The 15,659-nt window shown below is 70.3% G+C and carries 7 protein-coding genes; 6 read left to right on the forward strand and 1 reads right to left on the reverse strand.

Going from position 1 to position 15,659, the window contains the following annotated elements; all coding sequences use genetic code 11:
- The first annotated feature begins 472 nt into the window (after positions 1-472).
- The 6 genes from ABT354_RS30375 to ABT354_RS30400 all read left to right on the forward strand — a co-directional run bounded on the left by ABT354_RS30375 (position 473) and on the right by ABT354_RS30400 (position 14,454).
- Positions 473-1,912 carry a PD-(D/E)XK nuclease family protein gene (locus tag ABT354_RS30375; RefSeq protein WP_351499676.1) on the forward strand — a complete coding sequence of 480 codons (1,440 nt, stop codon included), beginning with the start codon at positions 473-475 and terminating at the stop codon, positions 1,910-1,912.
- Entirely contained in the window at positions 1,909-3,099 is a 1,191-nt protein-coding gene (locus ABT354_RS30380; RefSeq protein WP_351499678.1) for a pPIWI_RE_Y domain-containing protein, read from the forward strand. Before ABT354_RS30375 ends, ABT354_RS30380 begins: the two co-directional genes overlap by 4 nt.
- Positions 3,092-6,799, forward strand: a complete 3,708-nt coding sequence (locus ABT354_RS30385; protein ID WP_351499681.1) for a pPIWI_RE_Z domain-containing protein — start codon at positions 3,092-3,094, stop codon at positions 6,797-6,799. The genes ABT354_RS30380 and ABT354_RS30385 overlap by 8 nt, the downstream gene beginning before the upstream one ends.
- A 76-nt stretch (positions 6,800-6,875) precedes the next feature.
- Positions 6,876-9,935, forward strand: a complete 3,060-nt coding sequence (locus ABT354_RS30390) for a pPIWI_RE module domain-containing protein (protein ID WP_351499683.1) — start codon at positions 6,876-6,878, stop codon at positions 9,933-9,935.
- Positions 9,936-10,632: 697 nt separating this feature from the next.
- On the forward strand, positions 10,633-13,293 hold the full coding sequence (locus ABT354_RS30395; RefSeq protein ID WP_351499685.1) for an ATP-binding protein: 2,661 nt from the start codon (positions 10,633-10,635) through the stop codon (positions 13,291-13,293).
- 597 nt (positions 13,294-13,890) lie between these two features.
- Entirely contained in the window at positions 13,891-14,454 is a 564-nt protein-coding gene (locus tag ABT354_RS30400; protein WP_351499687.1) for a dihydrofolate reductase family protein, read from the forward strand.
- A 35-nt stretch (positions 14,455-14,489) separates the two neighbouring features.
- On the opposite strand, the gene ABT354_RS30405 is transcribed toward ABT354_RS30400, so the two are convergent.
- On the reverse strand, positions 14,490-15,650 hold the full coding sequence (locus ABT354_RS30405; protein WP_351499689.1) for a hypothetical protein: 1,161 nt from the start codon (positions 15,648-15,650) through the stop codon (positions 14,490-14,492).
- Positions 15,651-15,659 lie beyond the last annotated feature (9 nt).

A 15,659-nucleotide genomic window follows, 5' to 3' on the forward strand; every position in this document is an offset into this window, starting at 1 on the left:
CGAAGGCGCAGCGTACCGTGAATCGAGTGAGATTGAGTACATCGAGGGACTCAGTTCACAGGGTGTGTCATGCTGTTCGGGTGCTTCGGTGGTCCGTACTCCTCGGCTCACCCCGCCCGTGCCGCCCTGATCAGGGGAAAACATGGAGAATCCACTCGGAACCACCGGCGAGAGCTGGCTGATCAAGGTCAGTTCCACCCATGCCAGACCCGATCCCGACGCCTGCCCGTCCCATCTGCGCACCGTGGTCCGCCCGTTGCTCAGTGCGCGCCTCCCGGGCATCCCCGGTGAGCCACCCGCGTCTGTCACGAGTGAACGGCCCACGCTGCTCGAGGACTTCGGCGCAGGGCCCCTTTTTGCCGCGCTGGATCTATGGGAGCACAGGCGCCTGCACCCCGGACGCGTAGTCGAGGAATTGCGCCAGACTCGTGGCGCATTCCGTGGGCGCAACGCGCCCGCGCACCCCTCCCTGATGGCATGGACCATTCAAGTGTTCGAGCGGTACGTCGCTGCCCGCGCCCGGGAACAGCATGCGGCGCTGGCCGCCGGGCTGCCCCCCACCTTCCCCGTGCAACTGGACTGGACCGTGCGCACCCCGCTGCGGGAGCGCCCCGACGACCGGGGCGCACGGCAGTACGAGCACAAGACCTGGGGCCGTCAGTACGCTTCGGCCGACGGTGCGGTACGGGATCTGTGGATCCCGTCCTTCGGCAGGGCGAAGCCCGACCGCCCGGCGGCGGAGAAGGCCGCCATCGCCCATGTCCTCGCAGAGGGCCTGCCCGCCCGGCGGCGCGCCCGCCGTGCCCCCCCGCCCGCGACCGGCCTGGTGAACCCCAACCTGCCGGAGCGGGTGCGGGTCTTCGACTTCGGCTGCGCGGACGGCAGCGTCACCCCGCTGCTCGACTGGGGGCCGGACACCGTACGCGAGCTGTTCAGGCGGGACGCCGCGCCCGCCTTCATTGCCGCCGCCACCGGCACCGGCGTACGCCCCGGGGCCGACTGCGTCGACTGCAAGGTCATCGGCCCCTGCGTCGAACTGCCGCGTACCCCGCATCTGTGGGGGCCGCTCCGCCTCCCGGTGCCGCCCCACCCCGCACGCCGCTCCATCTCCGCCTGGGACCTGCGGCTCCACGGCGACTGCCCTGCCCAGTACCACCTCGTGCGGCATCTGCGTCTCAACGACCTGACCCCCGAGAACGCCGGGGCGCGCCGTGGGCGCGCGGTGGACGCCGTGCTGAACGCGCGGCACGCCGAGCGTCCCCCGCGCGGCTGCCGGGAGCTTCCCCCGGCGGAGGAGGGTCTGCTGCCTCCCGCGCATCCGCTGGAGGTGCCGCTGGTCCGCAGCGCCCTGCGGATGCTGGAGGAACACCGCGCGCTCTGTCCCCTGGACGGCCTTGCCCCGCAGGAGAAGGTGCTGACGCAGCACCGGGTCACCGCGTACATCCCCGAGCTGGACGTCGTCGTCCTTGCGGTGCCCGACCTGCTCCACACCCGTAGGGGGCGGTGGATCTGGCGGGAGACCAAGACCTCCGCCGCACCCCTGTGGGAGGGTCGCCCGCTCTTGCGCTCCTATCCTCAACTGGCGCTGGCTGTATTGCTGTTCGACAAGGGGGCCGTGGGAGATGGGTCGCGCCGTGGCCGCGTCGAGCTGGAGCATCTGCGGGAGGGCGAGGGGGAGAGCAGCCTCGAAGCCATCGACCCCGGCCGCCCCGCGACGGTGGCCGAGGCCCGTGAGGTGATCGCGGATCTCGCCGAGCCCCTGCTCCGGGACATCTCGTACGAACCCCGCACCGGCCGCCACTGTCACACCTGCCAGGTGCGTACCTGGTGCGAGCCCGGCACCGCGTACACAGCGGATCCACCGCCGGGCCCGGCGCGTGATGTCCTGCCGGGGCCGGAGGTGACCGTGTGAGTGGCTATGCCGGGACGATTCCTGACTGGCTGGAGAACCCCGACGTGGTCCTGCTGCGTGATGTCGCCACGGCCGTCGTGCGGCTGGACGAGGTTGCCGAACTGGACTCCTTCGCCCTGCCCTATCCTCCCGAGGCGCAGCGTGCCCTGGACGGGCTGGTCCTCGCCTGCCTGCGCGGCAGTGCGCGACCCCCCGCAGGGGTACCGGAGATGATCCACTGGTGCCGGACGCGCCCCCTGCGGAGCTGGCCCCTGGACGCTCTGCCCATGAACCTCTTCGACAAGGACAACCGGCTCATCGACCCGGACTCCGGGAAACCGACGCAGCTCTGCGGTGAGCTGGAGGTCAAGGGGGTGGGGAACAGTACCGGCCGGCAGTACGGCGAACTGGTGATCCGCGAGGCCACGAGCGCCTGTCGCGCCGCGAACTCGCCCCAGTCGTACACGGCTTTCCGCCGGCTGCTCGTCACCCGGCCCGTGCTGACCGAAGCGGAGTGGCCCGACATCAGTACGGACCTCTACCTTGATCCCGTCCAGTTCCTCATCGAGGAGATCTACGCGCCCGTCCCGCCGGGCCACGGCAGGGACGGCGCCGATGTGGCCTGCGCACGCTGCCTCACCCTGCTCACCCCCCTGGTGGGGGACGGCTGGTGGTGCGAACGTGACCGCTGCCGGCACCTGGGCCCGCCCCCTCTCGGCCGACGGCTGCCCGCCGACGAAGTGGGGGAGATCCGGCAGCTCCGGCGCCCGCTCCGGCAGTTCGTCACCGGCCCCGGGCACGCCGAGGTGGAGCTGGAGGGGAAACTGCGCGGCCTCGGCCTCACTGTCGAGATGTGGCCCGGCTTCGACGCGTACGACCTGAGGGTCACCTTTCCCGACGGCCACATCTGGGCGATCGACGTGAAGGACTGGACCCACCCGGGATTTCTGGGCCGGGCCGCCGCCCTCGTGCGGCCCGAGCCGCCGTACGACGAGGCGTGCTGGGCCGTGCCGCATTTCCGGGTCCGCGAGCGCGGCGACTATCTGGAGACCTTCGCCCGGGAACGACCCGCGCACGCGGCAGGGCTCCGCCTGCTCAGCGACAAGCAGGTGGTCGGGGCCGCCCGGAGGCGCCTGCGCGGCGAGCGTGGCCCCGGTGCGCGGATCACACCGGAGAACCTCATGGAGAACGGAGTCGGCCGTGCGTGACCGCAGTGGCTGGTACCAGCGTTTGGCCAAGGACCTGCAGCCCTGGCCGACGGAGTTCCGCGGCATCAAGCCCGCCCTGCTCTGCCAGGTCGAACTGGGCCTGCGGCTGCTGGAGACACTGGGCCCCGCTCGGGCGGCGGACGGGGTCTGGGTCCTCCTCGGTGGTTACCCCTTCGCCGCCACCGCCGGACTGGTCGGAACACCCGGCGACCAGCTCGCCCTGACGGCGGCCCGCCACCTTTTGTGGCCCATGAGGCGGCGACGCCTGTGGCAGCAGAGCCTGGAGAGCTACCGGCAACTCCCCGAACAGCTGCGCGGCTACCGTGTCCCGGACGACGGTGGACCCGCGCGCCGGGTCGCGCATCCGGTGGCCGTACACCGCTTCGACGTCTACGACAAGGCGCTCGGACGGGTTCCGGACTTCGCGACGAACCCGCTTCCGTACGCCGGGGAGGGAACTCACCGTTTCAAGGAGCAGCGGCGGTACTCCTCCGTCACCGTTCCTGCGGAATTCGTGCTCGCTCCCGCACCGGGACACGACCTCGTCGCCCCCCGCCCCGGCCCCGGCGGTCCCATCGAGGTTCCCCTCGCCGAGCTTGAGGGCACCGCGGAGTGGATGGACGCACGGCAACAGCGCTTCGGCCGGCCGGCCGGCCAGTGGCGTGAGCGGCTGGACCGGCTCGAACTCGATGTCCGCACGGCGGACGGAACGGACTTCGCGAGCGCGGGGGCGCTCACCCTGGACGGACTGACACATCTGGTGGGCATGGTCGGAGCCGGGAAGTCGACCCTCATGACCCTGCTCGCGGTCTGGGCGCACCAGCGGGATCTGCGCACCACCCTGGTGGTCGGTGACGTCGCTGAGCAGCTCAGTCTGACCCAGCTCCTCCAGGGCCTGGGGCTCCGGGCTGCGCTCGTCCAGGGCGGCACCACCCGGCCCAAGCACACCCAGCGTCTGCACCGGCGGCTCGCCGCGCGCGGAAAGCACTCGCTGCTCGATCACACCGACCGGACCTTCACCCACCTGAGCACGGCCTGTCCGCTCGACGCGCTGCGCGCTCTGGAGACCGTCGAACCGCTCCGCTTCGCCGACGCGCCCTGTGGTGCCCTGCACCCGGTGGACCGCCGTGCCGAGGAGACGGACCAGGAGGAGGACGCCCGGTCGCGTGTCGCCCGTATCACCCAGGAGCTTCGGCGCGCCCGGGGCGCACGCCCGGACGGCAGTGCCGGTGGCCCCGCCGGCCCGGCGCCCGGCGACACCGAGGAATCGGAGAACCCAGGGAACCCGCATGCCTGTCCGCTGTGGAGCGCCTGCCCCCGGCATTCCTCCTCCCGTGATCTCGTGGAAGCGCTCATCTGGGTGGCCAACCCTGCGAGCCTGGTTCAGACGGCCGTACCGCGTCAGCTCAACGCCGAGCGCCTGCGTTATCTGGAACTCGCCTGTCTGCGCAGCGACATCGTCGTCGTGGACGAGGCCGACCGCGTCCAGACGCAGCTCGACCAGATGTTCGCGCCCACGGCCACCCTGGTCACCACCGGCCCGGAATCGTGGCTCGACCGGCTCCAGACCCACGAGATCGCCGAACTCTCCCGACAGGGCCGACTGCAACTCTCCGACCAGGACGTCGAACGCTGGTCAGCCGCCCTCGATGTTGTCGGCTCCGCCGCCGACCGGCTCTACGCCATGCTCATCGGCGGCCCGGCCCTGCGGAAATGGGCACAGATCGACTACTTCAGCCCCTGGACCCTTCAGGAACGCCTGCTCAACGCCTGGTATCCCCTGCCGCGCCGGCCCGCCGAGGACGACGACATGGCGGACGAGGCCGAACTCTACGACGACGAGGAGGCCCTGCACCGTCCGTCCGAGGCGCCTCCCGCCCCGGAGGACGCCCCCTGGGCCGCCCGCCGGGACCGGCTCACCTCGGTCTTCGACGTCTTCCGCGACGACCCTCTCGGTGATCGCGGACCGTACGGCACTCCCGCCGACGACCTGGCGAGGCTGGCCCACGACATCCTGCACACGCTCCAGGAGAAGAGGACACGAGGGCGGGTGCGTGCCCTGCTCGATGCCCTGCTCGACGGCGCGCCGAAGCCCTGTGAGCGGCCGCCGCTTCCTGGTGAGGTGGCTCGGGAAGAAACCGAGTTCAGCGAGGAATGGCTCGAAGTCAACGCGGAGAGACTGGAGTTCACTCTGGTGCTCGCGGCCCTGCACCAGCGGCTCGACCGAGTGACCTTTCTGTGGCCCCAGGTCGAGGCCGCCCTGCGGCTCGACCCCGGAGAGCACGAGCTGACCAGACGCCCGCCCCTGGACTACGCGCCCCTGCTGCCGGAGTCTCCCATGGGCAATGTCCTCGGCTTCCAGTTCCTGCTCGACGAGCGCGGCGGCCGGGAAGGGTGGCGCACGGGCACCCTCCGCTTCTTCCGGTGCGCGGGGGTCGGTCGTGAGCTCCTGCTCTCCCTGCCCCGGCTGGGTGCCGACGCCGACCGGGGGACGAACGGTCCGAACGTCCTGCTCATGTCCGGGACGAGCTGGGCCGGAACCTCCACCCGGTCCCATGTGGTCGCGCCCGTCCGGGCCGTGCTCAAACCGCAGCCGGAGGCGCTGCGCTCGATCGGCGACACCGTCTTCCGCACGGAGTTCATGTACGACGACGCCGGACAGCCCATCCGTATTTCCGGGCAGGACCTGGAGAACCGGGAGGACGCCCTGCGCCTGCTCGTGGGGAAGCTGGCGCGGTCCCCCCGGGACCGCACCCCAAGCCCCCTTCAACATGAGCTGGCCCAGATTCCCGACCCGCGCCGCAGGCGGGCCCTTCTGCTCGTGGGCAGCTACCGCGAGGCGGCGGTGGTCGCCGCGACGCTGTCCGAGATGTCCGGCTGGCGGGACCGCGTCCGGGTGCTCGCCTCGGACGACGCCGCTCTGGAGGTGTCCCTCGCCTCGGAGGCACAGTCCGAGGCCCCCGCGACCGCGCCGGCGGTGCGCCGCGGCGACCTGGCCGCCTTCGCCGACGACCACCGTGCCCAGATCCTGGTCGCACCGCTGCTCGCGGTCGAACGCGGACACAACATCCTCACCGTGCTCCAGCGCCCCGGAGAGGAGCGGGTGGCCGCGTTCGGCACCGTGCTCTTCCTGGTCCGCCCCCACCCCCGCCCGGACGACCTCTTCCTCTCCGTCTTCGCCGTCAATGACTGGGCGGCGCGCTTCACCCGGAACCATCCCGGCCTGGCCGAGGGCACCTTCGCGGAGCTCGTCGGCGACGGAACGGATCTGGACGGAGCGGGCAGCGCCTTCCGCACGGCCGCGCGCGGGGTGTGGCGCCGTCTGCTCTCCCGCTCCTATGTCTACTCCAGACTGTCCGACGCGGAGAAGGAGTCCTTCGCCTGGGACCAGCTGGTCACGCTGTGGCAGGTGATCGGTCGCTTGGTCCGCGGCGGGGTTCCGGCCCGGGTCGTCTTCGTCGACGCCGCCTTCGCCCCCCGGCTCGCCGCGGCGGGCGGTCGGCCGTCCGCGGAGCGCCGCCCGCGCTGGCAGAGCGATCCCGGCCTGCTGGTCCGCCTGCGCGACGTACTGGCCCCCTACTTCGCCCCAGAGCCCGGAGTCTGGGCCGACCCCGCCGACCCGTCCTTGGTCAGGCTGCTCTACCGGCCGCTGTACGACGCCCTGTGCGGGATCGAGGCCCCGCCGCACAGAGGGCGCTGACCGCCCCCTTGTCCCGCGGGTACCCGGCCGGACAGCCACCATCCACCACCACGCTGATCACCAAGGGAGTCATGCCGTGTACCGAGAGATCCGCCGATCCGCCTACCATCTCGCCGACCCCGGGGTCCCATGGACCGAGGGCTACCGTGCCCTCCGCTTCCCGGAACGCTGGCAGGGCACGCTCCTCGCCCTCCACAACCACGGCCGCCCCGAGACCGAGTGGCAGCGGGTCCTGCCCACCCGAAGCCTGGACACCGCACTGCAGACACTCGCCCCCGAGGTGATCGTGCGACCACGTGCCCGCCCTCCCATCGGGGAGGGACCCATGCCGCCCGAGGACTTCTGGATGTACGTGCCTGTGGACGCGCCCGATCCGCTGCCCGGCCGGGCAGGCGGCCAGGTGCTCAGCGCCTGGCTCCGCACGCTCGTGCCTCGGGGGTCCGAGCACGACCCGGAGCTCCGTACCCTGCTCCTGCGGTGCGGCGAAGAGCTGACGGGCACCCCGTTGAGCTGGGAGAACGTGCCAGGGGTGGATCTTCTCGGCACCCACCCCACCGAGGGCGGCACGGCCGCACCGGAGCCCCGGCAGTTCCAGCTCGCCACCGACGCGCTCGCCCGCCGCATCCGCAGCCTCGACCCGTATCTCTTCGAAGGGGGCGAACTGCGCTTTCGGGCGCTGCCCCGAGGCCCGCGCGACCAAGGGGCAGAGCTCATGTCACAACCCCTGTGCCGCACCATCAAGCGCAAGCAGTGGTGGTTCTCGATCACCCTCAACATCTCGCTGCACACCGCGCCCTTCGACCCCCGACCGCGCCTGCACCTCCACTGGGGCGTACGTCGTTGGGCCACCCACACGAGGTCCGACACCGGGCGGTTGGCGCTGCCGTACGGCCAGTCCACCACAGTCCATCTGCGGCCCAAGATCCCTTGGCTGCCCGGGGTGCCGGCGACCGAACGCGGTGCCCTGGCCCGATTGCGGCGTGACCGTGCCTCCAACGGCTTCACCTGGGCCGAGAACGATCCGGCGGGCATCCTGCACCGGCTCAGCGTCGTCGGGCGGTTCCCCGCTCCCGACCAGCTGCTCGCCGACCCGGCCGACTGGATCGGCGACGGCCCCGGCGTCCGGGCTGCCGTGGTCCACAGCAACCACATGGGCGTGCACGAGGTCGGCCCGGGACTCATGCCCCATCAGAGGTCCCAGCTCACCGCCTGGGCGGAGACGGCACTGCCCGAGAACGTGGTCCGCCTGCCCGATCTGGTGCGCGGCCGGGGCAAGGGCATCGGCGCGCCCGCCAATCGGCGCCCGAAGCCGGTGGGAGAACCGGCGAAGAAGGCGGAGGAGGAGCGCGCCGCCCTGACCCGACGCCGCGCACTCGCGGTCCTCGCCGACCGTACGGGGCTCACGTCCGAGCCGGACGCCGAGAAGGCGCACGTGATGGTCCGGCTGCTCTGGCGGACCGCGGAACTGCGCCGTCACGCGATCCGGGAGTTCGCCAGGACACTGGGTCTCGATGGTGACGGCGGGGCCCACACCCTGCCGGACCAGGTCTTCGACGATGCCCGTCCGGGGCGGCCTGCGGTGCTCGAATGGAGAAGCCCGGAGCTCGTGGTACGTCTGAGCTGCCTGCCGCTCATCGACGGGCTCGGGGACCGGCTCGACCTCGACCCTGCCGTCAGGCGCAGGGGAGAGCGAGTGGCCCGCGCCCTGTCCGCTCGCCGCCGGGAGCTCAGCGCCTGGCTTCGCGGGGACGGCGCCGACCCGAACCGCCCCGGCCTCGCCCTCGTCGAGATCGCTCACCGGACGACCTTCCGTGAGGCCGACACGGATCCCAAGTTCGCCAACCGCCTGGGCTGTGCCGACGCGGGAGTGCTGACCCAGTTCGTCGTCACGCCGTCCGGGGAACGGCATATCGCCAACGCCGACACCGTCGAACACCGGGCCCACCAGGCATGGCTGGACGGTTTCCGCCAGCTCGGTGTCCGCGTCCTGCCGGAGCACACCCTGGGCGGTGACCTGCCGGAAGGGCTTCAGTACGCCGCTCTCTGGATGGTCAAACGGCGCAAGGACGGACCCACCCGGCTGCCGGGGTACCTGCCGGTCGCCGTGCTCGTCACCCCGTTCCCCGAAGGCAGCGGGCTCTGCGCCGTCCGCGGATGGGACGACGACACCCGTACCTGGATTCCCTATCCCCACTTCCTGCTCGGGTTGGTGAAGAAGGCCGAGATCGACCCGTTCGCCCCGGACGAGCCCGGCTCAAGCGGTACGGCGGACGACGCGCCGCGCATCACCGCCAAGGTGCGGCGGACCAACCTCTCCGAGCAGCGCAGGGAAACCGCACGCTTCCTCCAACGCATGCTGCACTCGCTCCGCGGTCACCCGACTGTGCTCATAACCCATGCACAGAACAGCAGGTCGCACTGGCCCTGGCTGCAGGATGGGCAGGTCGAACCGGACATGATCAGGGTCGGTCACGCTCCGCCGGGGGGCATCGACGACGAGCTCCGCCTGGTCCGGGTACGTGGTCGGGCAGGCCGCGAAACGGCTCAGTGGTGGGGCTTGGCCGAGCCGGGCAGGGCCCATGGCCAGCCGGCGGGGTTCTGGGCGGCTCCATCGCGTGGTGGTGAACCCCGCGTCCCCGATGAGCGGGTGTTCCACAGCACCACGGAGCGACCTGGGACCTTCGCGATCTCACCAGCACTCGACAGGCTCGCCGCGAGGGTCAACGCCGCAGGAAATCTCACCTCCCAGGCGGGCACCGGAGCCTGGAATCCGACGCTGGTCGAGATCGCGGTGCTCGGCTGCCATGGGGAGCGGGGTGCCGAACCGCTGTCACCCCGTGTGGCCGACGAGCCCGAGGCCATCGCCCTCGCGATGCATCAACTGCGCATGGCTCCCGACTACCCGGTCGCGCTCTCCTTTCCGCTTCCCCTGCACCTTGCCGGGCTTGCTCAGGCGTACGTTCTTCCCACTGTCACAGCGGAGGAACCGGGAACGGAGGCGAACGACGCGGAAGCGGCGCCGGAGCCCTTGGACGAGAGGACCGAGAGCCCTGTGGACGGCCCGGACCCGGATGCCGCCGACATCCCCGCTCCGGTTGCTGATCCCCAGGCAGCGGATCAGCCGGCTTTCCGCTGATTCCGGGAAGGGTGTCCGGTGCCGACTGTTGCCAGGGGAACGGTGCGCATCCTCGTCCCCCTGCCGGAGGCGGGCCGGGAACTCTCCCGGCCCGCCTCCCACCGGGGCCGCTGAGGCCCTGCCTCCGCCCGGTTCTGGCGTCACCGTTCCGGGCCTCGGCGGTCCTGTCCTACTCAAATTCGAAGAACAGGGCCGACTCGCAGGCGATTTCAGCCGCCGGTCGGACGGGCTTCCATACCCGGCCGTGCCATGCGACGGAGGCCGTACCGGGCGCCGTACGGGCATCGTGCCGCCGGGAGGAATTCGTTCCCATGGCACAGCGCCTCGGCTTGGGTCGGCCGGCGCGGTGTTCGATGTGGGTTCGATTCACGTCTTCTCCTTGGATTGGGATTCCGCTGTTCAATCACCGGATTGGATCTCTCCTGCGCTCGACAAAAAATCAAAGAGCTCGAACGAATGGCCCGGTGAATCCCTGCTCCACCGCAGTGGTCGAACGGGGTGATCGAAGATTGGCAGATCGACTCCTCTGTGGCCAAGTCGTCAGCGTTAGTCGAGCGTTAACAACCTGCCTTCGAGCCGTGGCATTCTGGCCTTCCCGGCGTTCGCGGATCCACCGTGCACGGGAAGAGAGTGAGGCATCATGGAGTTCCGCTTACTGGGGCCGGTGACCGTTCTCCGGGAGGGCCGGGCTGTCAGCATGAGATCGCGCAAGGTCTCCGAGCTGCTGGCTGTTCTGTTGGTCTCCCCCGATCATCGAGCGTCTCATGCCGAGGTCATGCGATATCTTTGGCCGGGGGAACCTGCGAACCAGAATCGAATTCGACAGAATTTTCACCAGCTGCGGTTGTCTGTTCCGGAGATCTGCTCCGAGAGCAATGAGCGAGGGTTCTGCCGAATTCACGTTCAGTCGCAGGACCTCGATCACCTGCGCTTTCGTAAACTACTGCGCACCGCAGACGTGACGCGTGACTCCTCGCGACGGCTCGAATCGCTCCGCGATGCGATCGGCGAGTGGCAGGGGATTCCGTTCGAAGGAATGACCGGTGCCGCGTTCGAGCAGAAACGGTATGAGCTGAGGGAGGAGCTCCGGGAGGCCACGATCGCCTGCGTCCTGGCGGAACTGGAGTGCGCTCAGGCACGGGCCGCGCTCGACCGGGCCGATTCCGCCCTGATCCAGTGGCCGACAAGTGAGGAGTTGCTCGAACTCAAGGTGCGCGCACTGCGTACGCTCGGCAGGCAGATCGAGATCCCGCCTCTGCTGGCCGGCTGGGAGCGGGAATGCGGCCGTCCCACCGCCCACCTGCTGCTCGCGGACCCGCCCGGGGAGCATGATCAGGGGAGTGCCGCTTCCCTCAGGGCGATGGCTCCCCCCAGGCCTCGACAGCTTCCCCTCGGACCGGTCGAGCTGGTGGGGCGCCGACGCTGGCGCGACCGGCTGACAGAAGTCCTGCTGGGACGAGCCCGGGGGCGGTCCCGGCTGGCAGCGCTCTCGGGAATGCCCGGCGTCGGAAAATCCGCGCTCGCTGTCGAGACGGCCGTGGCGCTGGATCAGTACTTTGCTGACGGCATCCTTCACGTCGACCTCGGCGGGGTCACCCCCGAGGGGCTGCTGCGCTACGAGCACGTGATCGCCCGGCTTCTGAACGACCTCGGGGTACGTCCGCTGACGCCCACGCTGGACGGCATGGTGTCCGCCTACCGCACCGCGCTCGCGGACCGAGCGGTCCTGCTGATTGTGGACAACGCGCGCAATGAGGAGCACGTTCGCCCACTGCTCCCACCGGTCGGGCCCAGTGCGGCCATCGTCACCGCCCGCCGCTACCTGCATGGGCTGGAGATCCGGGAGAGTGCAGAACTCATCGCTCTCGAACCACTGGACCGGGTGGACGCCATCGAACTCCTGCGAGTGCGGCTCGGTGAGGACCGCGTGCGCACGGCCGCTCCTTTTGCAGCCGACATCGTGGAACACTGTTCGGGTCTCCCGCTGGCGCTCGGCATCATGGCCGCGAGGATCAAGCAACGCCCCGCGCGGGCCGTGTCGGATATGGTCCGCGAGCTGCGGACGGAGACTACTCGGCTGAGTTCACTCGATCTGGGCTCTGAGGACCTGAGCGTGCGTCTCTCGCTTGATGCGTCTCACCGGCAGCTCTCTGAACCTGCGTCGAGACTGATCCGCAGGCTGGCGATTCACCCTGGTCCGACGATCAGCTACGCGGCACTGCGTGCGATCGACCCCGACGACGATGCACATGCCAGTGAAGCGACCGACGAGCTCCGGCGGATGAGCCTGCTGACCGAGCCCGCCTTCGAGCGATACGCCCTGCATGATCTGGTCCGGGTCCATGCCGAAGCGCGGGCCGGCGAGTGGCCCCAAGCCGAGCGGATCCGCGTGGTGAAACGAGTGCTGCACTTCCTGCTGCACCATGCCTGGGCCTGCGATCGCCGGTTGGAGCCAGGGCGCCGGTTGCCGATCGACCTGCCCGGCACACTCAGGGTCACGGCTCCGGCCGACGCGGCGGAGGCGATGAAGTGGCTGGAGACGGAGTACTCGACTCTGACCGCCGCCGTCGGGTTGGCCCAGCGGCACGGACTCGACCGCTATACGTGGTTGTTGCCGATGACCCTCGTGGCCTTCCAGTGGCGGTCCGATCGCCATCTTGACGCGCTCGCCGGTCTCACCCGTGCCCTCCCCTCAGCGGTGCGGGAGTCCGGCCCGGCCGATGTCGCCATGGTTCACCGCATGCTCGCGGGTACTCACCGGGCCCTGGGAAATTTCGCGGATGCCGTGCGGGAGCTGAACAGCGCGGTGCGGATCAGCGTCGACGACGGAGACACGCTGGGAGCGGCCCTGGGGCGCCATACCCTCGGAGTCCTGCTGCGGGAGAGTGGTGCACCCGGGGAAGCGCTGGAGCACTTCGGGTCGGCCCTGTCGGCCTTCGAGATGCTCCACGACACCCTTGGTCAAGGGGCCGCGCTGAACGGCATCGGCAGTGCGCGATACGACCTGGGACACCAAGAAGAGGCGGCGGAGTATTGTCTGCGTTCCCTGTCCCTGTTGGAGGGTACGGGTGACATCAACGGGCAGGCGTATGCGCACTTCAGTCTGGGCCGCATCCGGATGGCGCGAGCAGATCCCGAGTCCGCTGTCGCCGAGTTGGTGCGCGCCCGCGTGCTGTACCGGTCGCTTGCCTATGGGAGCAGGGAGGTCAGGACACTGGTCTGGCTCGCGAAGGCGCTCCGTGCCGCTGGACGGATCACCGAGTCGGCTGAGGCGCTGGAGCAGGCCGGAGCCGTACTGAGAAGGGCGGGCGAGATGGATGTCGATGCAGCCCTCGACCGGCTCGACCACTCTCCGTGACCGGTTCGGTGAGCGGCTGAGGAGAATGCCACCTCCCTGGTGACGGGTCCGGCACGCCCAAGGCAGAGGGAGCTGGATAGGCATCTCGCCGCCGCTCCGGGTCCGAGAGCTAGATCGGGGACCGTGATCTTCCCCCATGTCGAATGCAGATGGAAGGTTAGCCCGGCTCTGTTGGATGGGGTGAGAGTGATTCAATTTCCGTTGCCCTCTGGTTGCTCCAGCATCTAACGTGCCCCGGATATTTCTTTTCTTGACACGGGTTCAGCCAAGGAGTTCTGTCGCCTCTTGCAAGCGTCAAAGGCTGAACCTGACACCGTTGATTGCCTCTGGTGTGCTCCTTGCGGGATGGTTGCGCGCCATGACTGAGCTTCCTCGGCTGACCAAGGCCTTCCTGGAAGCGACCGCACAGGTCAACGGCGTTCTCCACAGACAGCTGGGCCGAATGGCGGGGCCTCATGGACGCCGCCCCGTCAACGGGGCGACTTCGCTGTGCCCATGGCACGGGCGACCGGTGTTGACTGACCTCTCGGACGGTCGACAACCGGCCGAGACATGAGCCGAAGCCCAGGTCGAACCTGGTACGGAGGAGGACTTCCGATGCGCAGCGTCACGTACTCGATGGGTGTCTCGCTCGACGGCTACATCGTCGGTCCTGACGGGCACTTCGACTGGACGGTCCCCGACGAGGAGGTCTTCCGCTTCTGGATCGACGACATTCGGCAGGTCGGCGTCCACCTCCTGGGGCGGCGGCTGTACGAGACGATGCTGTACTGGGAGACCGTCGACCAGAATCCATCGCTCGACTTCTCCACGCTTGAGTGGGCCGCGCTCTGGAAGGCGCTCCCGAAGGTGGTGTTCTCCACCACCTTGCCGGCGGTGAAGGGCCGAGCCCGGCTGGCCTCCGGCGGGCCGGCGGAGGAGATCGAGCGGTTGCGGGCCGAACCCGGGGAGGGCGACCTCGCGATCGGCGGCGCGACGCTCGCCGCCGAGGCCGCCGCGCTGGATCTGATCGACGAGTACCGGATCATGGTCCACCCGGTGCTGGTCGGCGGCGGTACTCCGTTCTTTCCCCCGCATGAGCGCCGGGTGGATCTCCAGCTCATCGAGACACGCACCTTCGGTTCGGGAGTCGTCCACCTCCGCTACCGAGTGGTGCGTTAGGCGTACTGCCCAGGGCCCGCCGGGCGGGGCCTCCGTCAGCCTGCCGGAGCGGACGCCAGTGCCGGTAATGCGGGCAGGGGCTCCGGGCGCCACACCCCGGCCCGGTCCGCCAACAGCCCCCGCAGCAGCTCCGCGAAGGCGGGTAGCTCCCCGGCCGAGGTGAGTTCGCGCAGCAGGCTGCCCCAGCGGTAGGCGAGCAGCTGCCGTGACATCGGGGCCGGCCGGCGGGTGCTGTGCAGCGGATAGTCCTCTTCCGCCGCGTACCGCAGCGCACCGAGGGTCATCACGGACCAGGCGGCGACCGCCCTGCGCATACCGTGCTCCCAGACCGTGTCGTCGGCGAGCCCCGGATACGCCGGCAGCAGCCGGCGGCGGAACGCGGCCTCTGCCCGGCGGCCGATGTTCCCCGGGAGCCGGAAGGCGCACCAGCAGGTGGCGAACGGCATCCGGCAGTACGCGGCGGTCAGGAAGACCGGCTGGTAACCGGCCCCCTCGAAGTCGAGGAGCTGCATGCCGTCCGTGGTGAGCATGCTGTTGTCGGGGCAGGTGTCGCCGGGCGTGAGCCCGGTGTACGGGCTGTCGGCGAGCGACCGGATCTCGGAGATATCGGCCTCAAGGCCGGGCGGCGCCGCCACCCCGGCCCGGTCCAGCAGCTCCGGCAGCCTGCCCACGATGCCGAGGATCGAGGTCCCCTCCATCCAGGTGGGGTGCCCGCGACGGTACCGCTCCACCCGGGCGTCGAACTCCCCCTCGTACGCCACCGAACGGGCGGCGAGGTCGCCCAGGGCCCGGCTCCAGCCGAGCAGGGCTTCCTGCGCGGCCGCGGAGTCCGCCCCGAGCAGGATGTCCGCCAGTGTCGGCCCGCCGCCCAGGTCCCGCATCACGATCAGCGGATGCCCCGGGTCCGTGGCCAGCAGGCCGGGCCCGGCCAGCCCCAGCGACAGCCCGGCGGCCTCCGCGGGGAACGCCCCGAGCGCCGCCGGATCGTCGGCGTACGCCTTGACCACGACACTGCCGTGCATCTCCGACCGGCATCGGAGCACCGTGCTGCGCGCACTTCCGCCGAGGTCGGCCGCGTCGTACAGAGGGGATCCGAGCGCCGACTCGGCGGCGTCGAGCACCGCACGCACCCCGTCGCCCGTGGCGGGCGTTCCGTCCGGTGCCGTGGCGTCCCGCTCCTGCGCAGGGTCGTTCACCCGCGCCAC

Origin of the sequence: Streptomyces sp. NPDC000594 (genome assembly GCF_040299965.1) — a bacterium.
In the GTDB taxonomy this organism is placed as follows: Bacteria; Actinomycetota; Actinomycetes; order Streptomycetales; family Streptomycetaceae; genus Streptomyces.